The following is a 20,181-nucleotide window of genomic DNA, read 5'->3' as shown; positions in this document are numbered from 1 at the left end:
CTGGCATTGACAGGCAAGCCTCGTTTCGCCATTGGACCGCTTCCCAACGCGGACCCCAATGGACAGGTGGCCGAGTGGTTAAAGGCAGCAGACTGTAAATCTGCCCGGGTTTCCGTACGCTGGTTCGAATCCAGCCCTGTCCACCATCCCCAGCGCCGATGCGCAGCGGGCCTTCGTTCTTGCCTTAACACCCATGGTGATTGCCCGCTTTCGCGGCATTACGCGCCTGTTCGGCGCGATCCATATGAACGCGCGGCCCGCCGCACGCCGCTTGCGCGACGGGCCGTATCCTCTCGCGATGGAATTCGGTTAGCGGAAGTCGACGTAAAGGTGCGACGCGGCCAGATCGTCGGTGCTGTAGCGCTGAAAGTCGGGGTGTATGGGCATATTTTTCACCGCAGCAATATTCGCGTCGGTCAACTCGCGGTCCTGCCAAATCGTTTCGGCGCCGAGCGAGGCGAGCATCGTCAGATAGTCGGGCGCGCGCAAGCGGTTGTGATACAGCATCGCGTTTCCGCACCAGAAATCCCACGTCCCTTGCGAGTAGCGAAGGAAGTTCACGCCGTTTCCGCAGCCGGCGCTTTGGAAGTGGTCGTGCAGGCCGATATTGTGGCTGGAACGCCCCTCGGGAGAGAGGATGCGACTGCTTTCGACGAAGATCGCGCGCAGGCTGGCCGCGTCGATATGTTCGAGTACGCCATAGCTGTAGACGAGATCGACGGAGTGATCCGGAAGTCCCGTAGCCGCCGCATCGGCCGGAGCGCGATAATCGACGTGCATCACCTTGAACAGTTCGTCCAGCGACGCGCAGGCGGCGATTCTGTCCGTCTTGTCCTTGATGGATGTGCTTGTCAGGCCGGAAGCGGCCGCGATCTTGTCGACATGGTCAGATGCGACGGCTGCCAGGCCCTGCATCATTATCAAACGCAAATGGGGCTGGTGATCATAGGCGATGATGCGTCCCGCCCCGAACAGGTGCAGCAACAAGGTTCCCACACCCTGCCAGCCGGGCCCTATTTCGACGACGCTCTTGCCGGCGAGGGGGAAGCGGCCGTTGAGGGCGCGCAGATATCCGGCCTGTGAGACAAGTACCTGCAGCCTGTTCGTATCGTTGAACGCTCCACGCGCGCGCTGCAGCGAATGGTTCAGCGTTTCGCCGAACGGAAGGTGGCTGAGCGTCCATTGGGCAAAGGCCTTCGCCTTCCAAAGCGGAAGGGCGGGTCGTGAGCGGCTGGTTTCCGAGATCGTCGTCATCGACGTGGAATAAGAACTAAGCCGCGTCAAATCAATGCGAATTGCAGGCAAGCTCGCGGCATACGGACGCTGCCGAATCCGGGTGCCAGGAGCGGTAACGCTTCGCAATATGCGGGTCGCGCTTTGGTCCATAAGGCTCAATGTCTTTGCGGCGCGACCCTCTGCGCACGGCGCACCTATCTCAAGGTGCAGGTCGGCCTGCTCCTGCAACAGCGTCGTCCTGTCGGCCCGCACGATATCGGCTACCGGCCGAACGCGCGATGCAGGTCTCTCAATCTGCGAAGAAAGAGGAGACCGACATGACTCTCGACACCGTTCTGCAATCCGACCGCCCGCGCCTCGACGAGCCGGTGCCGTCGCGTTACGCGCTCCAGGTGGGCGATATCGACGTGTTGGTGATCAGCGATGGCATCTTGCCGATTTCGGCCCATGTCCTGGCGCATAATGTCGAGCCCGATATACTCGATACATGGCTCGGCGAGCAGTTTCTGCCGCGCGAAGTGGCCGAGTGGCCGCTGAACGTCCTGGTCGTGCGTAGCGGCGAGCAAACGATCCTCGTCGACGCGGGCCTGGGCATGGATCCGAATCTGAAGCTGGAAAAGGCCGGGCGTCTGCTGCCGCGGCTGGAGGCGGCCGGAATTCCGCTTGAATCGATCACCGACGTCGTGATCACCCACATGCATATGGATCATATCGGCGGGTTGGTGATCGGCGATACGCATGATCGGATGCGTCCGGACCTGCGCGTCCACGTCGCGGCCGCCGAGGTCGAATTCTGGAAGGATCCCGACTTTTCGAAAACCGTGATGCCCGACGGCTTTCCCGATGCGCTCCGCGCCACGGCCAAGCGGTTCATGGAGCAATATGCGAGCAAGATTCGGACCTTCGAGACCGAAGCGCAGATCGCCCCCGGCGTGACCGCCAAGCTGACCGGCGGGCACACGCCCGGCCATTGCGTCGTCCGTGTCGCATCGGACGGCGAGGCGTTGACCTTCGTCGGCGATGCCATCTTCCAGGTCGGGTTCGACCAGCCCGGCTGGTACAATGGCTTCGAACATGATCCCGAGGAATCGGAGCGCGTCCGCGTCAATCTGCTGCGCGACTTTGCAGCGACGCGCGAGCCGTTCGTTGCGACACACCTGCCGTTCCCGTCGATCTATCATGTGGCGGTCGCAGGCGATGCGTTCCGCGCCGTCCCTGCGGTCTGGGATTATTGATCGTCGATCGCTTCCCCGATTGAAAAAGCGGCCATGGTTCGGGTTTGAACCATGGCCGCTTTTTCATGGGCATTCCGGGGCGTGTCCGAATGTCGTGCTATAACGACCGTCCCGCCAGCCAGACCGCGAGGTTGCGGACATATCGGCGGATCGACCGCTGAGCCTCGGGCGAAGCGGCAAGCGACTGTCCGGGCTTCTCGCTGACAAAGGTGGGACAGCCCATCGCCGGATCCCAATTATAGTCGGCGAAATGGTGGAAGGTGGACTCGGCGAGTCCGGGGCCGCCGTTCGAGGACGGCTCGAATGCGACGGCGAGGTTGAAGCGGTTGCCGCTGGCCTGGCTTACCCCCGTGGCAATGACGCGCGCCGACGTATCGCCTTCGGGAACGCCGACCGCGCCTTCGTGCGGATGGGCCGGAAGGTAACGGATCAGGCCATCCGCGGCATCGGGGTCGCTCAGCAGGACATGCGGCGGCTCGGTGATCGCGATCGTCTGAAAATCGCCGTTCGCACCCGAGTGATAGTTGGGCCACAGGATATAGCCGGTTTCGCGGTCATCCGCGACATGGCGGCTCGCGTCGGGCTCGGGGCGCGTGCTGTGGAAATAATGCGCGTTGCCCACACCGCCCAGCGTACAGACCGAGCTGCCGAGATCCATATGGTCGCGCGTTACGAGCAGCCCGCGGCCCTTTGCTCGGAACCGGCCGATCGCCGCGCAATCCTCGCCGGTCAGCCCGTCGCCGGTATCGACCGCGAATAGCCAGAGTTCGTCGAAATCCGACCGGTCGATCGTCGAGAGGACGGGATCGGGCGTTCCCGGCGCGGTACGGTCGCGCGCGGTTACCGCGCATAGGGGCTGGCCGTCTTCGTCGGTGAGACTCGAAAGATAGTCGCGAAGCAGCGAGAAGCGTCCGATATGCCAATCGTCCTCGATTGGCGGAATTGTGGTCTGAAGCAGGATGCGGATGGGGGAGGGCATGTTTTTCCTTTGGCCGGGCAAGATTCGCCTATCGCTAAACTACGCGTTCGGGCTGGCGGGTTCAGACCCGAGAGTTCGCCGACCTGTTGTACCATCCGATATGGCGCGGCATGGCCGAAGCGCCGAACCTGAGCTTTCGGACAATATTATTCATCCCTCCGGCTGACGTACCGCAAGCCTTTCCGTTTGCTGCAGAAAGCCCCTCTATGCATAAAGCGCTGTTCGCCGCCGACATCCTCCTCGTCAGCCAGCCCGGGGAGATGGCCCGTGCATCGCCTGTCGCGACCCCGGCCGCGCCAATCACGATCCGCGACGGCAAGATTGAGGCGAATGGCGTCCAATATCATTATCTGATCTCTGAGGGCCGCGGCGAGCCGATCGTCCTGCTGCATGGCTGGGGCGAGACATCCTACATGTGGCGCCATGTGATGCCGGCGTTGGCGGCGCGGGGGCATAGGGTGATCGCACCGGACCTGCGCGGACTGGGCGATACCGCGCGGCCCGCGACGGGTTATGAAAAGGCGAACATCGCGCGTGATATCCATGCCCTTGTCGATGCACTGGGGCTTGGGCCGCGCGTCACCCTCGCGGGACATGATATGGGCGGCATGGTCGCCTATGCCTATGCCGCGCAATATCGCGATCAGGTGTCGCGCCTGATCGTCATGGATGTCCCCCTGCCGGGGATCGACCCGTGGAAGGAAATTTCGGCGACGCCGCGGACATGGCATTTCCGCTTCTTCGGTGTCCGCGATCTGCCCGAGATGCTCATTACGGGACAGGAGAGCGAATTCATTCGCTGGTTCCGCAGCGTCGAGGCAGTGAATACGAGCGCGCTGACGCAGGAGTCCGAGGATTTTTGCGCAGCCGCTTATGCGCGCCCCGGTGCGCTGCGCGGCGGGTTCGAATATTATCGCGCATTCGCACAGGATGAGGTCGACAATCGGGCCTTCTCCAAGCAGCCGCTGACGATCCCGTTTTTGGGCTGGGCGCCACGGGCGGGCTTGGCGAGACGATCGGCGTCCTCCTGCGCAATGTCGCGCACAATGTGAGGACGGTGATCATTACGGACTCGGGCCACTGGATCGCCGAGGAGCAGCCGCAGCAGGTGATCGACGCGCTGACCAGTTTCATTCCGGCGCCGAAGGACGCGCCGCGCTGATATCCGCGAGGCGGCGCGGTATCGAGGCGGCGCCAGAGTGTTTCGTCGGAACTAGCGGCTTTCGAACGGCCCGATCAATTCCAGTCGCGCGCCAGAAAGCGGGCCTTTGCTCCGCCGAGGACGCCGATGGCGCGGTCGATATTGCGTTGCCGCGCCGCGTCCGACTTCAGAGTGGCGAGGTAGCGCAGGATTTCCTTACGGAGGCTGGGCGTGAGGCTTTCCCAGCCGGCCTTGGCGACGGCATCCTCGCCGAGCCGTGCGGCGAATTCCGGGAGCATAGTGTGCTGCGGGCCGCTCCGGTAAGCGGGGGCGAATGCGACAGATACCTCGACGATGTCGCCGACTTCAGTGCCCGATGCCTTGCGGACGATCCCGTCGAGATAGAGATAAAAGCTTCCGTCGCCCACGGGCATCATGTTGACCCGCCAGGCCGGATCGGGTTGGCCGTTTATCTGGATGAGAACGGGGAGGGGCTTTTTCCAGCCCGCCTTGATCCGCTGCGCCTGCGCCGCGCTGACGAGCACATAGGGATTGATCCCCCTGAGCTCGATCGTCGCGCTGAACTTCATCCGGGTTTGCGGATCAGTCGATCGTGCTGGCGAGCTCGCGGTTGAGCCACAGCGCGACGAGCGTGACGATCGCGCCCGACAGCAGATAGCCGCCCGCCGCGATCAGCCCGTACTGGCTGGACAGCCACAGCGCGATCATCGGGGCGAAACCGGCGCCGAACAGCCATGCAAGGTCGGAGGTGAGGGCCGAGCCGGTGTAGCGGTGGCGCGGCTGGAAGTTCGACGAGAGCGCGCCCGACGACTGGCCGAACGAGAGGCCGAGAAGGAGGAAGCCGAGGATCATGAACGCCGCCTCACCGAACTCGCCCGCGTCGAGCAGTTGCGGTGCGAAGCCGCTGAACGCGGCGATCGCGGCCGCCGTCGCGCCAAGCAGCGTGCGGCGTCCGATGCGGTCGGCAAGAATGCCCGACGCAACGATCGCTCCGATACCGACAACGGCGGCGATCGCCTCGATCATCAGGAAGCGCACGGGAGTCTCGTCGGTGAACAGGAAGACCCACGACAGCGGATAGACGGTGACCATGTGGAACATCGCGAAGCTGGCGAGCGGTGCGAAGGTGCCGATGACGATCGTCTTCCATTCCGACCGGACCGTGTCGAGCAAAGGTGCGGGCTCGAGCGCGCGATTCTCGAACAATTCGGCATATTCGGGAGTCACGACGATGCGCAGCCGCGCAAACAGCGCCACGACGTTGATCGCGAAGGCGACGAAGAAGGGATAACGCCAGCCCCAGTCGAGGAAATCCTGCGCCGGCAGCGCCGCGATCAGGAACATGAAGAGCAGGCTGGCGACGATCAGGCCCAGCGGCGCACCAAGCTGCGGGATCATTGCGTACCAGCCGCGACGCTTTTCGGGCGCGTTGATCGCGAGCAGCGAGGCGAGACCGTCCCACGAGCCGCCGAGCGCGACGCCCTGACCCATGCGGAAGAGCGCGAGGAGGAGCGCGGCGCCGATGCCGATCGATTCATAGCCGGGCAGGAAGGCGATAGCCGCGGTCGAGCCGCCGAGCAGAAAGAGCGCGATCGTCAGCTTTGCGCCGCGGCCATAGGCGCGGTCGATCGCGGTGAAGATGATCGTGCCGACCGGGCGCGACACGAAGGCGAGCGCGAAGATCGCGAAGGACCAGAGCGTGCCGGTCAGCGGGTCGAGGTGCGGGAAGACGAGCTTCGGGAATACCAGCACCGACGCGATGGCGTAGACGAAGAAGTCGAAGAATTCGGAGGTGCGGCCGATGATGACGCCGATCGCGATTTCGGCGGGGTCGATGCGGTGGCCGCCGTCTTCATGGAGGGCGCGGGCGTCGCGTTCGACCTCGGTGGTGGGCACGGTATCGGCAGCCATGGTAACAATCCTTGAGCTGGCGCCATCCGCAAGACAAGATGCGGGGGCACGAGTCGGTCATAGGGCAAAATCGCCCGGAATGAAAATGCCCCTGCGCGATGAAGAGCGGTCGCGGGATTGGACAAAATGTCCTATGTGCAGTGCAACAAAGGAGGCCTAGGCGCGCATCATGCCAAGCAATCTCCCCCGTTTTCTCGCCCGATTGCGGCTTTTGCCGCTGATCGCCGCGCTGCCTCTGCTGTCGGGTTGCGGGTTGATCGTGCTCGACCCTGCCGGCGACGTTGCGCGTCAGCAGGGCGACCTGATCATCCTGTCGACGGTCCTGATGCTGCTGATCATCGTGCCTGTGATGGGGCTGACGATCTTCTTCGCGTGGAAATATCGCGCGTCGAACAAGGAGGCGACTTACAAGCCCGATTGGGATCATTCGACGCAGCTCGAGCTGGTCATCTGGTCGGCGCCGCTGCTGATCATCATCTGTTTGGGCGCGGTGACGTGGGTCGCGACGCATCTGCTCGATCCCTATCGCCCGCTGGCGCGCACGGGGCCGGGCCAGCCGGTGGCGGCGGAAGTGAAGCCGCTCGACGTGCAGGTCGTCGCGCTCGACTGGAAATGGCTGTTCATCTATCCCGAACAGGGCGTCGCGACGGTGAACGAGCTGGCGCTGCCGGTGAACCGGCCCGTGCGGTTCCGCATCTCCTCCTCGTCGGTAATGAACAGCTTTTACGTGCCCGCGCTTGCGGGACAGATTTATGCGATGCCCGGCATGGAAACCAAGCTGCACGGCGTGTTCGACAAGACCGGCAATTATGAAGGCTTTTCGGCCAATTATTCGGGCTGGGGCTTTTCGAACATGCGCTTTGCGGTGAAGAGCCTGCCCGCGGGCGAGTTCGACAAATGGGTTGCGACCGCCAAGGCCTCGGCCGAAGGCGACCTTAGCCGCGATACCTATCTGAAGCTTGAAAAGCCGACGCACAAGGAGCCCGTCCGCCGCTTTGCCGCGAGCGATCCGCAGCTGTTCGACGCCGTCGTCAATATGTGCGTCGAGCCCGGCAAGATGTGCATGCACGATATGATGTCGCTCGACGCCGCCGGCGGCGCCGGCATCGCGGGCATCGGCAATGTCCGGCAGGTCACCTATGACAAGTTCGCCGCACGCGGAACGGTCGATGCGGCACGCTGGAGCATGCGCTATGTCGCGGCCTATTGCAGTTCGCCGGTGATGTCGAACGACCGCCCCGACGCGAAGCCCGTCGCCCCCGACAAGCTGAAGGGCGAGGGGCTGCCCCATCCGTCCAAGCCCGAACGCACGGCGCTGCGCGCACCCGCCGCCGAACGCCCGATGTCCTGAAGAAGCCCGAGATCAACATGACCATCCCGCATCCCGCACCCGAAACCGGTCCGTTTCTCGGCAAGCTGTCGCTCGAGGCGCTGCCGCTGCACGAGCCGATCCTCGTCGTCACTTTCATCGGCGTCGTCCTCGGCGGCATCGCCGTGCTCGGTCTGATCACCAAATTCCGCCTCTGGGGCTATTTGTGGACCGAATGGTTCACCACCGTCGACCACAAGCGCATCGGGATCATGTACATGATCTTGGGGCTCATCATGTTCCTGCGCGGCTTTGCCGACGCGATCATGATGCGGCTACAGCAAGCGATGGCGTTCAACGGGTCCGAGGGGTATCTCACGCCGCACCATTATGACCAGGTCTTCACCGCGCATGGCGTGATCATGATCTTCTTCGTCGCGATGCCGTTCATCACCGGGCTGATGAACTATGTCGTGCCGCTGCAGATCGGCGCGCGCGACGTCAGCTTCCCCTTCCTCAACAATTTCAGTTTCTGGATGACGACCGCCGGCGCGGTGCTGACGATGATCTCGCTGTTCGTCGGCGAATATGCGCAGACCGGCTGGCTCGCCTATCCGCCGCTGTCGGGGATATCCTATAGTCCCAATGTCGGCGTCGATTATTATATCTGGGGGCTGCAGATAGCGGGGATCGGGACGACGCTGTCGGGGATCAACCTGATCGTCACGATCCTGAAGCTCCGCGCTCCGGGCATGGGCCTGATGAAGATGCCGGTCTTCACCTGGACCAGCCTCTGCGCCAACATCCTGATCGTCGCCTCCTTCCCGATCCTGACCGCGACGCTCGTGCTGCTGACGCTCGACCGCTATGTCGGCACGAACTTCTTCACCAACGATCTCGGCGGTTCGCCGATGATGTATGTGAACCTGATCTGGATCTGGGGTCACCCCGAGGTTTACATCCTCGTGCTGCCGCTGTTCGGGGTCTTCTCCGAAGTCACGTCGACCTTCTCGGGCAAAAGGCTCTTCGGCTATACCTCGATGGTCTATGCGACGATCTGTATCACGATCCTGTCGTACCTCGTCTGGCTGCACCATTTCTTCACCATGGGATCGGGGGCGAGCGTCAACAGCTTCTTCGGCATCACGACGATGGTGATCTCGATCCCGACGGGGGCGAAGCTCTTCAACTGGCTGTTCACCATGTACCGCGGCCGCATCCGGTTCGAACTGCCGATGATGTGGACGATCGCCTTCATGCTGACCTTCGTCATCGGCGGCATGACCGGGGTGCTGCTCGCGGTGCCGCCCGCCGACTTCGTGCTGCACAATTCGCTGTTCCTGATCGCGCATTTCCACAATGTGATCATCGGCGGCGTGCTGTTCGGCCTGTTCGCGGCGATCAACTATTGGTGGCCCAAGGCGTTCGGCTACAAGCTCGACGTCTTCTGGGGCAAGGTCAGCTTCTGGTGCTGGGTCGTCGGTTTCTGGGTCGCCTTCACGCCGCTCTATATCCTCGGCCTGATGGGCGTGACGCGGCGCATGCGCGTGTTCGACGACCCGAGCCTGCAAATCTGGTTCGTGATCGCGGGCATCGGCGCACTGATCGTCGCCGCGGGCATCGGTGCGATGCTGGTCCAGTTCGCGGTGAGCATCTGGCGCCGCAAAGAACTGCGCGACGAAACCGGCGGCGACCCGTGGAACGGCCGCACGCTCGAATGGGCGACCAGCTCGCCGCCGCCAGATTACAATTTCGCCTTCACCCCGGTGATCCACGACCTCGACGCCTGGTACGATATGAAGACGCGCGGACACCAGCGGCCGGTCGATGGCTATCGCGATATCCATATGCCGAGCAATACGGGCACGGGGATCATCCTGTCGGGCTTCTGCCTCGTCATGGGCTTCGCGCTGGTCTGGCATATCTGGTGGCTGGTCGCCGTCAGCTTTGTCGCGACGATCGTCGGCGCGATCTATCATACCTTCAACTACAAGCGCGATTTCGACATTCCGGCGGCGACGGTCACCGCGGTCGAAGAAGCGCGCACCCGCCAGCTGGCGGCCGGAGCCTGATCCGATGAGTGCCAAAACGATAACCGCAGACGAGCCCGTCCAGTTCTACGACCTCGACGAGCATGCGCACCCCGAGGGGCACAGCACGATGCTGGGCTTCTGGATCTACCTGATGAGCGATTGCCTCATCTTTGCGATCCTGTTTGCCTGTTACGCCGTGCTCGGCGGCAGCTATGCCGCAGGGCCCGCACCGAAGGATCTGTTCGATCTGAAGCTCATTGCGCTGAACACCGCGATGCTGCTTTTCTCGTCGATCACCTATGGCTTTGCGGTGCTTCAGATGCAGCAGGGCAAGGTGAAGGGCGTCCAGACCTGGCTCGCGATCACCGGCCTGTTCGGGCTCGCCTTCCTCGGGATCGAGCTTTACGAGTTCCACCACCTGATCGAAATCGGTGCGACGCCGCAGCGCAGCGCCTTCCTGTCGAGCTTCTTCACCCTTGTCGGTACGCACGGGCTGCACGTCACCTTCGGCGTCATCTGGCTGGTGACGCTGATGTTCCAGCTGTCGAAGCATGGGCTGATCGCCGCGAACAAGCGCCGCGTAATGTGCCTTTCGATGTTCTGGCACTTCCTCGACGTCGTGTGGATCGGCGTCTTCACCTTTGTCTATCTGATGGGAGTGCTGCGGTGAGCCACGATACCCACGCGCACGACGCGCACCACGAGATCGAGATGCCGCACGCGTCGATGCGTGACTATGTCATCGGTTTCGTCCTGTCGGTGATTTTGACCGCCATTCCCTTCTGGCTGGTGATGACGATGCCGCTCAGCGCGGGCGCGACGGGGGCGATCATCATGGGCTTCGCCGTGGTGCAGATCGTCGTCCACATGGTCTTCTTCCTCCATATGACGCCGAAGGCCGAGGGCGGCTGGTCGCTGACCTCGCTCGTCTTCACGATCATCGTTGTCGTGATCATGCTCGCAGGCTCGCTGTGGGTGATGCATCACCTCAACACCAATATGATGCCGATGCCGCACGAACCGACGAGCCAGTCGGCGAGTCAGATTCCGTGACACGCGTCCGCCGCGCGGCCTTTGCCGCGGCGGCGCTGATCGCGGCGATCGGTCTCGCGGCGCTCGGCGTCTGGCAGCTCGAACGGCGCGTGTGGAAGCATGAGCTGGTCGCGTCGGTCGAGGAGCGCATCCATGCGGCGCCGGTAGCGGCGCCCGGGCCGGCGCAGTGGAAGGCGGTCAGCGCGAAGCATGATGCCTATCGCCGGATAAGTGCGACGGGCAGCTTCCGGCATGATCGCGAGACGCTTGTGCAGGCCGTGACCGATCTTGGGCCCGGCTATTGGGTGATGACGCCACTCGAAACGCCCGATTTCACGCTGCTCGTCAATCGCGGTTTCGTGCCAAAAGCGCGGCACGACGCAAGGACGCGCGCGGCGGGAAATGCCGCGGGTCTGGCGACCGTGACCGGCCTGCTGCGCGTCACCGAGCCCGGCGGAGCTTTTCTCCGTTCGAACGATCCGGTGGCGGATCGCTGGTTTTCGCGCGACGTCGCGGCGATTGCGCAGGCGAGGGGGCTCGGCAACTCCGCGCCCTATTTCGTCGATGCCGATATGGCACCGAACGCGGGCGGTTATCCCGTCGGCGGGCTGACCGTCGTGCGCTTTCCCGACAATCATCTGGTCTATGCGCTGACCTGGTTTGCGCTTTGTGCGCTCAGCCTCTTTTTTGCGTGGCGGCTGTGGCGTATCCGGGATCGATGACCCGCCCGACCATCCCGCCAACCGCGCCCTCGCGCGCACCCGCCGGTCGCCGCAACATGACGTTGCTGATCCAGCTTCGCTGGCTTGCGGTCGGCGGACAACTTGCGACGATCGGCATCGTCAGCGGGCCCATGGGTATTTCCCTGCCGCGTGCGCCATTGCTCGCGGCGATCATGGTGGTGATCGCGATCAATTTCGCGAATATCGCCTTGCTGCGGCGCGGCCGGGTGGTGACCAACGCCGAACTGACCGCGGTGCTGCTGTTCGACGTGGCTGCGCTGGGGTGGCAACTCCATCACAGTGGCGGGCTCGCGAATCCTTTTGCGTCGCTCTTCCTGCTTCAGGTGGTGATCGGGGCGATCCTGCTGACCCCGCGTTCGTCATGGGCGATCGTCGCAGCGGCGTTGGCGGCGCTGGCGGCACTGCGGATCGATCCGACCCCGCTCGTATTGCCGCCGCCCTATGCGGCTGATCCGATGAAGCTCTATCTTCAGGGCAGCTTCGTCTGCTTCCTGCTCATTGCGGTGCTCCTCGTGGCGTTCGTCACGCGGATCAGCCGCAATTTGCGCGACAGCGACGCCGCGCTCGCGGCGAGCCGCCAGCGCGCGGCAGAGGAGGATCATATCGTGCGCATGGGGCTGCTCGCGTCGGGCGCGGCGCACGAACTTGGCACGCCCTTGTCGACGCTGTCGGTGCTGATCGGCGACTGGAAAGCGGCGCCCCGCCTCGCGAAGGATCGCGAGATGCAGGAGGATCTGGCCGACATGGATGCCGCGGTGCAGCGCTGCAAGGCAATCGTCAGCGGCATCCTGATGTCGGCGGGAGAGGCGCGCGGCGAGGCGCCGCAGCTCACCACGATGCGCGCGTTCCTGACCGATATCGTCACAGGATCGCGCGCGCTGCGGCGCCCTGGGACGGTCGAGTTCAACGACCGCTTCGGCGCCGACGTCGCGATCGTGTCGGACCCCGCGCTGCGGCAGGTGATCGACAATGTGATGGACAATGCGTCCGAAGTTTCGCCCGACTGGGTCGGCGTCAGCGCGACGCGCGACGGCGACATGGCGGTGATCGAAATTGCCGACCGCGGGCCGGGGTTCAGCGACGAGATGCTCGAGCAGTTCGGCCAGCCCTATCGATCGACCAAAGGACGGCCGGGCGGTGGGCTGGGGCTGTTCCTGCTGGTCAATGTCTTGCGCAAGCTTGGTGGCGGCGCGACGGTGGCGAACCGCGATGCGGGTGGTGCGCTGGTTCGCATCACGCTGCCGATTTCGGCGGTCGCGCGGCCCGAAGGAGAAAGGGCGTGAACGAGACGCGGAAGCTGTTGATCGTCGAGGATGACGAGCCGTTTGCGCGCACGCTGAAGCGCTCGTTCGAGCGGCGCGGCTATGTCGTGCAGGTGGCGCATGGCCCCGAGGAAATGGAGGCGCACCTGCAGGCGTTCCGGCCGGGCTATGCGGTCGTCGACCTGAAGCTGGGCAGCGCGTCGGGGCTCGCGTGCGTGCAGGCGCTGCGCGCGTCGGATGCCGCGATGCGGATCGTCGTGCTCACCGGCTTTGCGAGCATCGCGACCGCGGTTGAGGCGATCAAGCTCGGCGCGTCCTATTATCTCGCCAAGCCGTCGAACACCGATGATATCGAGGCGGCGTTCGACCGCGCCGAGGGGAATGCCGAAACGCCGGTCGGCGACCGCCAATCGTCGATCAAGACCGTCGAATGGGAGCATATCCACCAGATGCTGGTCGAGACCGATTTCAACATTTCGGAGACCGCGCGCCGGCTCGGGATGCACCGGCGCACGCTCGCGCGAAAACTGGAGAAACGGCAGATCCGCTAGGCGGCGGAATCGCTATTTCTTCTCGACCAGTTCGCGCGTCAGGAAGCCGTGGAGCATCGCGGCGCGCACCGCATCCTCGGCATGGTCGGCGCCGACCGAATGGCCGCCTTCCAGATATTCGTGATAATAGACGCGGTTGCTATTCTCCATCAGCCGCGCGGCAAATTTGCGCGCATGGCCGGGGTGGACGCGGTCGTCCTTGGTCGACAGATAAAGGAAGATCGGCGGATATTTCACGCCCTTGCGGATGTTGTGATACGGCGAATATTTCGACAGAAACGCCCAATCCCCGGGCACGTCGGGATCGCCATATTCGGCAACCCACGAGGCGCCCGCGAGCATCTTGTTGTAACGCCACATGTCCTTGATCGGCGAGCCCGAGATCACGGCGCCATAAAGGTCGGGGCGCTGCGTCATCGCGGCGCCGACGAGCACGCCGCCGTTCGAGCGGCCCGAGATCGCGATCTTGCCCTTCGCACTGACCCCGGTTTTGACCAGATCCTCGGCGACGGCGTGGAGATCGTCGAAGCTGTTCTGACGCTTTTCGCGCAGCGCCGCCTGATGCCAGGCGGGGCCATATTCGCCGCCGCCGCGGATATTGGCGAGGACATAGGCATTGCCGTCCTCGACCCAGAACAGCCCGAGCGGCCCAGCGCGATACGGCTGGCCGGTCAGATAGCCGGGTGTCTGTGCGGCGCGGAAGCCGCCATAGGCGTGGACGAGCGCGGGGACCGGCCCGGTGGCGCCTTTCTTGCGTGCGATGAAATAGGGGATTTTCGTGCCGTCCTTCGACGTCGCGAAGCGCTTTTCGACGCTCATGTCCTTGGCGTCGAAGGTCGCGGGCAGGCTTTGCACCGCTTGCGGCGCTGCAGTTTCGGACACGGCGTAGAGCGTCGGCGGCATCAGCATCGTTTCGGCGCTCGCGAAGATCGTGTCGCGCTTGCCGATCGTACCCGCGATGTTGACCGTGGCGTTGGCGGCGAGCGGGATTTCCTTCTGGCTCCAGCGGCCGTTCGGCTGATCGCGGCGCAGCGCGAAGAGCTTGCCCTCGACATCGTCGAGCGCCTTGACCCAAAGAATATTGTCGGTCGCCGAGACGTCCTCGATCGCCTGCGCCTTCGTCGGCGCCATGACCGGAATGATCGCCACCTTCCGGTCGGCCGACATATCCTCAAGCGACAGCGATATCAGCGAGCCGGCAGGAAAACCCTCGCCGAAATCCCGGTTGAGAAAGACGATCGCCTGACCGCCCAGTACGTCGCGGACGCTCGCGGTTTCGGGGATGATCGTCGAATGATAGGTCTCGCCGCCGACGCCGCGGATCAGATAGTCGGTGGTGTAGAAGGTCTTGCCGCGGCTGATCATCGGCCAGCGCTTGCCGCCGTCGGTGAAGGCGAAGACGTTCATCCCGACATCTTCATGCTCGCCTTCGGCCACCGTCACCGCCGACGCGAGCGGCGTGCCGCGTTTCCAGCGCTTGACGATGCGCGGATAACCCGACGCCGTCATGCTGCCTGCGCCATAGTCGGTCGCGACGAGCAAGGTGTCGGCGTCTTCCCATGTAACGCTGCTCTTTGCCTGCGGCAGTGTGAAGCCGCCATCGACGAAGCTTTTCGTCGTGCGGTCCCATTCGCGAACGACGTCGGCGTCGGTGCCGCCGGGGCTCACCGAGACAAGGCAGCGCTTGTAGTCCGGGGCAAGGCAGTCGGCGCCGTGCCAGACCCAGCTCTGTTTCTCGGCCTTGCCTAGCGCGTCGACGTCGATCAGCGTCGTCCATTCGGGTTTGCCGGCGAGATAGGCGCCCAGCGGACTCTGGCGCCAGATGCCGCGGGGATTGTTCGCGTCGCGCCAGAAATTGGTGATCATGTCACCCATGACCTCGCCGGGTTCGGCAATCTGGCGGTCGTCGTCGAGGATTTCGCGCGCACGCTTGCGGTCGGCCTCGAAATCCGGGCGACCGGTGATCAGCTTGTCGGTGGCAGCATTTTCCTTTTTGACCCAGTCCAGCGCCTTGGCGCCTTCGATATCCTCCAGCCAGAGATAGGGGTCTTTTACGTCCTGTGCGGCGGCCGCGACGGCGGTCAAGGAGCAGCTGAGGGCAAGCGCGGCAAGGCTGGCGCGGATCATTCGATAGTCTCCCCTGGGGTGTGGAGGCGCTGTGCTAGCAGCATTAGACACCCCGAGGGAAGATGACGGAGCCTATTGGTCGATGATGATCGTGCCCGGGTGATGCTTGTCGAGATGCTTTTTGATGATCCGGAGGTTGCGCGTATTCGAACGGAAGAAAAAGTCGAACGCGTCGCCGACGAGCGGCACCGCGCCGAGCGCCGTGTCGACGCCCAGATTGCCGACCATGCGCCAGATTTTCCATTTCGGCATGCCGAGGTTGCGCGCTTCCCAGATCAAATAGGCGCCCATCGTCGCGGCGATAACGTCGCCGACGACGGGTACGAGGCCGACGATCGCATCGAGGCCCACGGGGCGGTTGATGCCGGGGATGATGAAGCTGCGTTCAAGCAGGATTTCCAGCGTCTCGACGCGTTTGCGGAGCGCGGCGGGATCATTGCGATTGGAAATCAGCGCCTCGAAAAGCGCGTCGGGATTCGGCGTCGAAGGGGCCATCGGGGTCCTTTCAAAAGCGCTCGAAGTTGCAGCGCCACTGTATTAGTTGGGTATGGCAATCAAATGATTCAATGGGTGCTGTGCGCGGCCGTTGGCGCGAAAGCCGGTAAGCCTCTGCGACGCGACCGACCAGCGCAGCGGCGTCGCGAGCGGGATGAACGGAGTATAGCGTCCCAATACCGCCTCGGCTTCGTTCACCTGCACCCGGCGCTGACCGGCGTCGATATTGGCCGTCGCCTGATCGATCACTTCCTGCGCCTCGCGGTTGCAGAGCGTATCGCGGCGGCACGACAGGCGGCGCAATGCCCACAGCGCATCGTCGTTCGGTGCGACCTCGTCGATCAGGCGGAGGTCGGCGGTCGACGCCATCGGAACGCGCAGGCTCGGCACGCCGATCGCTTTGAAGTCGGCGGACACATAAGCGAAGAGTATGCGGCCGCCGGGAGTATCGGGAACGGCGATGCGGAGCGGTTCGATGTCGCGGCCCGCGCTGCGCCAGGCATCGACCGCGCGTTTCGCCTGAGCGATCCGCGATGCCTCGTCATAGTCGGCCCATGCCGGCATGAGCGGCGCAGGGCCTCCGTCGCGGGTATAGAGCGACGGGCGGAGCGTGACTTGCGGCTGCCATTCGGCGAGACCGAACGCCTCGATCAGCCGTTCGCGCCGGACCGCACGGACGAGTGCGTCGCGATTGGCGTCGGTCGCGAGAAAGCCTTCGGCGCGGACGAACGACAGGCCGAACAGGCCGGGCACCGGATCGACGATGAGACGCGAGCGACCGATGTTCGACGCAGCGAAATAGGGCAGGGTCGAAAAGCGGCCGCCGACGACACCGTCGGCATAGCCGTTCTTGAACCGCGCGAGCGCCCCGGCGGGCGATGTGCCGACAAGCTCGATCGACGCGGCGGGATCGTTCGCCGCCGCCTCGGCCGCTTCGGGGTCTTCGGCAAGCGGATCGGGGACGGGCGAGAGCAGCACCGCGCGGCCGATCCTGCGCGCGCGCATCGGACCCCAGCCCATGCCCTTGTTGACGATCGCCATCGACGGCTGCGCGAGCAGTTCGAGGATTGCGGGCTGTGGGACGGCAAGGCGGATTTCGATGACGGTGTCGGTCATCGCCTTGATCGTCTCAATCTCGGGGAAATCGTTTTTCAGGACGTGGCGGCTGGCAGGGGCCAGATAGGAGCGCAGGATCGCGGCGACATCTTCCGCCGTCACCTTGCGGCCGTTGGTCCATTTCGCCTCGCGCAAGCGGAAGATATAGCTGCGCCCGTCGGTGGTCACGGTCCAGCGATCGGCAAGGCCGGTGTCGATCTGCCCTTCGCCGTCATAGCTGACGAGGCCTTGCGAGGTCGCATCGAGCAGGGCGGCGTTGGCGGATGACAGCTCGCCGGCGAGCGGAGACGCGCTGGGATTGAGTGTGCCGATGGCCGCGACCTTGACCGGACCGCGTTCGCCGAACAGGCCGCAGCCGGTCAGCGCGAGCGGGGCGGATGCGACGAGCAACAGGGCGGCGGCGGGACGGACGAAACGCATTGCGCGGCACCCTAGGACGGCGCGCGGCGCAAGGCCATGCCCTATATAGGCCGATCAGCCGCCGATCGAAACAAGCCCCTGAAGATTGTCCATCGGGAGCAGGCCGGTCGTCACCTGCTGGCGGCGGTGATGCTGGGCGAAGCCGACGCGGCGCTGCGGCCGGCGTGGTGCCCGATTTTCTGTCTGGTGCGGACGGCGGGACTTGAACCCGCATACCCAGAGGATGGCAGATTTTAAGTCTGCTGCGTCTACCGATTTCGCCACGTCCGCATGACCGACGTCGGTCAAGCCGATGGACAGGTGGAGGTCAAGCGATGTTTGCCGCTTCACGTCATGCGGCGGCTCGGCTAGATGGCGTGACATGACTCCAGTCCTCGAAATTTCCGGCCTCGGGAAAACATATAAAAGCGGTCACAAGGCGCTGAGCGATGTCGACCTGACGATCAACAAGGGCGAGATTTTCGCGCTGCTCGGACCGAACGGCGCCGGCAAGACGACGATGATCAGCATCGTCTGCGGGATCGTGACGGCGAGCGCCGGGACGGTCACCGTCGGCGGGCACGACCATGCAAGGGACTATCGCGCGGCGCGGACGATGATCGGGCTGGTGCCGCAGGAATTGCACACCGACGCGTTCGAAAGCGTGATGACGACGGTCAGCTTCTCGCGCGGGCTGTTCGGCAAGCCGCGCGACCCGGCGTTCATCGAGCAATTGCTGCGCGACCTGTCGCTGTGGGACAAGCGCGACGCGAAGATCATGGAATTGTCGGGCGGGATGAAGCGCCGCGTGATGATCGCGAAGGCGCTGTCCCATGAACCCGAAATCCTGTTCCTCGACGAGCCGACCGCGGGTGTCGATGTCGAACTGCGCCGCGACATGTGGAACATGGTGCGCGGCCTTCGCGAACGCGGCGTTACGATCATTCTGACCACCCACTATATCGAAGAGGCCGAGGAAATGGCCGACCGCGTCGGGGTGATCACCGGCGGACGGCTCATCCTGGTCGAGCAGAAGGACGAGCTGATCAAGAAGCTGGGGCGCAAGACGCTGACGCTCAATCTGGTCGAACCGCTTGGGGCGGTTCCCGAAGAGCTGGCGCAATGGAAGCTCGAACTTGCGGGTGACGGCAATGAGCTGGTGTATGAATTCGATAGCCGCGCCGAAGCGACGGGGGTGCCTTCGTTGCTGCGGCGGATGACCGACATCGGGGTCCAGTTCAAGGATCTGCACACGCGCCAAAGTTCGCTCGAGGATATCTTCGTCGGGCTGGTGCATGATTCGAACGGCGCGAAAGGAGAGGCCGCATGACCGCGAACTGGCGCGGTGTGCGCGCAATCTATGCTTTCGAAATGGCCCGATTTGGCCGCACCTTCTGGACCAGCCTGATGTTGCCGGTCATCACGACCGCGCTCTATTTCGTCGTCTTCGGATCGGCGATCGGCAGCCGCATGACCGAGGTCAGCAATGTGCCCTATGGCGCGTTCATCGTGCCCGGGCTGATGATGCTGACGATGTTCACCGAAAGCATCAGCAACGCCTCGTTCGGCATCTATATGCCCAAATGGACCGGAACGATCTACGAAATGCTGTCGGCGCCGCTGTCGCCGCTGGAAACGGTCATCGCCTATGTCGGCGCGGCCGCGACCAAGTCGGTGGTGATCGGGTCGATCATCTTTGCGACCGCGCACCTGTTCGTCGACGTGCAGGTCGCGCATCCGCTGCTGATGGTCGCCTTCATGATCCTGATGGCGGTGACATTCTGCCTGTTCGGCTTCATCATCGGCATCTGGGCGCAGAGCTTCGAGCAGCTTCAGGTGATTCCGATGCTGGTCATCTATCCGCTGACCTTCCTCGGCGGCGCCTTTTACTCGCTCGACATGCTGCCCGCCGCCTGGCGGGCGATCACGCTGTTCAATCCCGTCGTCTATCTGATCAGCGGCTTTCGCTGGACCTTCTTCGGCAAGGGCGATGTCGGGATCGAGGTCAGCATGGGCGCGGTCGCGCTGTTCCTCGCGCTGTGCCTCGGCGTGATTTTCTGGATGTTCCGGACGGGGTACCGGCTCAAGAACTAAGGCTTTGATAACGTCATTGCGAGCGCAGCGAAGCAATCTCCAGTTCGATAGCTGGAGATTGCTTCGCTGCGCTCGCAATGACGAGTTGGGCTAGCGCTCAGCCGTTCAGGCGTTCGCGCATTTCCTTGCCCGGTTTGAAATAGGGCACGCTTTTCGCCTTCACATCGACGGAAGCCCCTGTCCGGGGGTTGCGTCCGACCCGCGATTCGCGCGATCGGGTGGAGAAGGCGCCGAAGCCGCGCAGTTCGACGCGCCCGCCCGAGGCGAGCTGCTCGACGATGGAATCGAAGAAGGTGTCGACGATACGTTCGACTTCCTCAAGCCGCAAATCGCTGTTTTCGCTCGCGATCTTCTGAACCAGTTCTGACCGGATCATCTGCTTCCCCTATATTTATAGCCACGCATTACCTGCCGAAGCAGGTCCCGGTCGTTGCCGGTTCCTTGTGCGCGAGACCCCTCCCAACGCGCGCGGAAGGTATCACGAATCACTGTCCGGT

The 20,181-nt window shown here is 63.7% G+C and carries 19 protein-coding genes and 2 tRNA genes; 12 read left to right on the top strand and 9 right to left on the bottom strand.

The genetic code is table 11. The features are described 5' to 3' along the window. The first annotated feature begins 60 nt into the window (after positions 1–60). Positions 61–146: transfer RNA gene (locus BLW56_RS15425), tRNA-Tyr, on the top strand. A 163-nt stretch (positions 147–309) separates the two neighbouring features. Here BLW56_RS15425 and BLW56_RS15420 read toward each other — a convergent pair. After that, positions 310–1,464 carry a methyltransferase domain-containing protein gene (locus BLW56_RS15420; protein ID WP_143043476.1) on the bottom strand — a complete coding sequence of 385 codons (1,155 nt, stop codon included), beginning with the start codon at positions 1,462–1,464 and terminating at the stop codon, positions 310–312. Positions 1,465–1,553: 89 nt separating this feature from the next. Here BLW56_RS15420 and BLW56_RS15415 point away from each other — a divergent pair, with 89 nt between their 5' ends. Further along, positions 1,554–2,471: an MBL fold metallo-hydrolase gene (locus BLW56_RS15415; protein WP_218140528.1), complete on the top strand. Its 918-nt coding sequence runs from the start codon at positions 1,554–1,556 to the stop codon at positions 2,469–2,471. Positions 2,472–2,568: 97 nt separating this feature from the next. Here BLW56_RS15415 and BLW56_RS15410 read toward each other — a convergent pair whose 3' ends face one another. After that, positions 2,569–3,450 (bottom strand): hypothetical protein, encoded by an 882-nt coding sequence (locus tag BLW56_RS15410; RefSeq protein ID WP_093511530.1) that lies wholly within the window; start codon positions 3,448–3,450, stop codon positions 2,569–2,571. 206 nt (positions 3,451–3,656) lie between these two features. Between BLW56_RS15410 and BLW56_RS15405 the strand changes: the two genes are divergently transcribed. Beyond that, entirely contained in the window at positions 3,657–4,502 is an 846-nt protein-coding gene (locus BLW56_RS15405) for an alpha/beta fold hydrolase (RefSeq protein ID WP_218140527.1), read from the top strand. A 184-nt stretch (positions 4,503–4,686) separates the two neighbouring features. On the opposite strand, the gene BLW56_RS15400 is transcribed toward BLW56_RS15405, so the two are convergent. Both BLW56_RS15400 and BLW56_RS15395 read right to left on the bottom strand, forming a co-directional pair. Continuing rightward, a complete protein-coding gene (locus tag BLW56_RS15400; RefSeq protein WP_093511529.1) occupies positions 4,687–5,181 on the bottom strand; it encodes a YdeI/OmpD-associated family protein in 495 nt (164 codons plus the stop codon). Between the two features lie 13 nt (positions 5,182–5,194). After that, positions 5,195–6,523 carry an MFS transporter gene (locus tag BLW56_RS15395; protein ID WP_093511528.1) on the bottom strand — a complete coding sequence of 443 codons (1,329 nt, stop codon included), beginning with the start codon at positions 6,521–6,523 and terminating at the stop codon, positions 5,195–5,197. Positions 6,524–6,692: 169 nt separating this feature from the next. Between BLW56_RS15395 and cyoA the strand changes: the two genes are divergently transcribed. The 7 genes from cyoA to BLW56_RS15360 are packed head-to-tail and all read left to right on the top strand — an operon-like array spanning position 6,693 to position 13,453. Then, a complete protein-coding gene (gene cyoA, locus BLW56_RS15390) occupies positions 6,693–7,874 on the top strand; it encodes a ubiquinol oxidase subunit II (protein ID WP_177175978.1) in 1,182 nt (393 codons plus the stop codon). Between the two features lie 17 nt (positions 7,875–7,891). After that, complete coding sequence (gene cyoB / locus BLW56_RS15385) at positions 7,892–9,904, top strand: cytochrome o ubiquinol oxidase subunit I (RefSeq protein ID WP_093511527.1); 2,013 nt, start codon at positions 7,892–7,894, stop codon at positions 9,902–9,904. Positions 9,905–9,908: 4 nt separating this feature from the next. Then, positions 9,909–10,535: a cytochrome o ubiquinol oxidase subunit III gene (gene cyoC / locus BLW56_RS15380; protein ID WP_093511526.1), complete on the top strand. Its 627-nt coding sequence runs from the start codon at positions 9,909–9,911 to the stop codon at positions 10,533–10,535. Beyond that, on the top strand, positions 10,532–10,918 hold the full coding sequence (gene cyoD, locus BLW56_RS15375) for a cytochrome o ubiquinol oxidase subunit IV (RefSeq protein WP_256203494.1): 387 nt from the start codon (positions 10,532–10,534) through the stop codon (positions 10,916–10,918). Before cyoC ends, cyoD begins: the two co-directional genes overlap by 4 nt. Beyond that, positions 10,915–11,619 carry an SURF1 family protein gene (locus tag BLW56_RS15370; RefSeq protein ID WP_093511525.1) on the top strand — a complete coding sequence of 235 codons (705 nt, stop codon included), beginning with the start codon at positions 10,915–10,917 and terminating at the stop codon, positions 11,617–11,619. The genes cyoD and BLW56_RS15370 overlap by 4 nt, the downstream gene beginning before the upstream one ends. After that, a complete protein-coding gene (locus BLW56_RS15365) occupies positions 11,616–12,923 on the top strand; it encodes an ATP-binding protein (RefSeq protein ID WP_093511524.1) in 1,308 nt (435 codons plus the stop codon). The genes BLW56_RS15370 and BLW56_RS15365 overlap by 4 nt, the downstream gene beginning before the upstream one ends. Next, positions 12,920–13,453: a response regulator transcription factor gene (locus BLW56_RS15360; protein WP_093511523.1), complete on the top strand. Its 534-nt coding sequence runs from the start codon at positions 12,920–12,922 to the stop codon at positions 13,451–13,453. The genes BLW56_RS15365 and BLW56_RS15360 overlap by 4 nt, the downstream gene beginning before the upstream one ends. Before the next feature lie 12 nt (positions 13,454–13,465). Here the strand turns inward: BLW56_RS15360 and BLW56_RS15355 are convergent, their stop codons facing one another. From BLW56_RS15355 to BLW56_RS15340, 4 genes are all read right to left on the bottom strand, one after another. Then, entirely contained in the window at positions 13,466–15,580 is a 2,115-nt protein-coding gene (locus BLW56_RS15355) for a prolyl oligopeptidase family serine peptidase (protein ID WP_093511522.1), read from the bottom strand. 72 nt (positions 15,581–15,652) lie between these two features. Further along, the gene (locus BLW56_RS15350; protein WP_093511521.1) at positions 15,653–16,075 is read right to left on the bottom strand and encodes a DUF4112 domain-containing protein; all 423 of its coding nucleotides are present in this window, start codon (positions 16,073–16,075) and stop codon (positions 15,653–15,655) included. A 42-nt stretch (positions 16,076–16,117) separates the two neighbouring features. Continuing rightward, positions 16,118–17,611 carry an ABC transporter substrate-binding protein gene (locus BLW56_RS15345; RefSeq protein WP_093511520.1) on the bottom strand — a complete coding sequence of 498 codons (1,494 nt, stop codon included), beginning with the start codon at positions 17,609–17,611 and terminating at the stop codon, positions 16,118–16,120. Between the two features lie 184 nt (positions 17,612–17,795). Beyond that, positions 17,796–17,881 (bottom strand) — tRNA-Leu (locus tag BLW56_RS15340). Positions 17,882–17,972: 91 nt separating this feature from the next. Here BLW56_RS15340 and BLW56_RS15335 point away from each other — a divergent pair. Together BLW56_RS15335 and BLW56_RS15330 are read left to right on the top strand one after the other, a co-directional pair. Continuing rightward, complete coding sequence (locus tag BLW56_RS15335) at positions 17,973–18,920, top strand: ABC transporter ATP-binding protein (protein ID WP_093511519.1); 948 nt, start codon at positions 17,973–17,975, stop codon at positions 18,918–18,920. Beyond that, positions 18,917–19,684: an ABC transporter permease gene (locus BLW56_RS15330; RefSeq protein ID WP_093511518.1), complete on the top strand. Its 768-nt coding sequence runs from the start codon at positions 18,917–18,919 to the stop codon at positions 19,682–19,684. Before BLW56_RS15335 ends, BLW56_RS15330 begins: the two co-directional genes overlap by 4 nt. Before the next feature lie 97 nt (positions 19,685–19,781). Here BLW56_RS15330 and BLW56_RS15325 read toward each other — a convergent pair whose 3' ends face one another. After that, positions 19,782–20,060 (bottom strand): integration host factor subunit beta, encoded by a 279-nt coding sequence (locus BLW56_RS15325; protein ID WP_093511517.1) that lies wholly within the window; start codon positions 20,058–20,060, stop codon positions 19,782–19,784. Positions 20,061–20,181 lie beyond the last annotated feature (121 nt).

Origin of the sequence: Sphingopyxis sp. YR583 (genome assembly GCF_900108295.1) — a bacterium.
Classification (GTDB): domain Bacteria; phylum Pseudomonadota; class Alphaproteobacteria; order Sphingomonadales; family Sphingomonadaceae; genus Sphingopyxis.
This window is presented reverse-complemented; position numbering and strand designations above follow the sequence as displayed.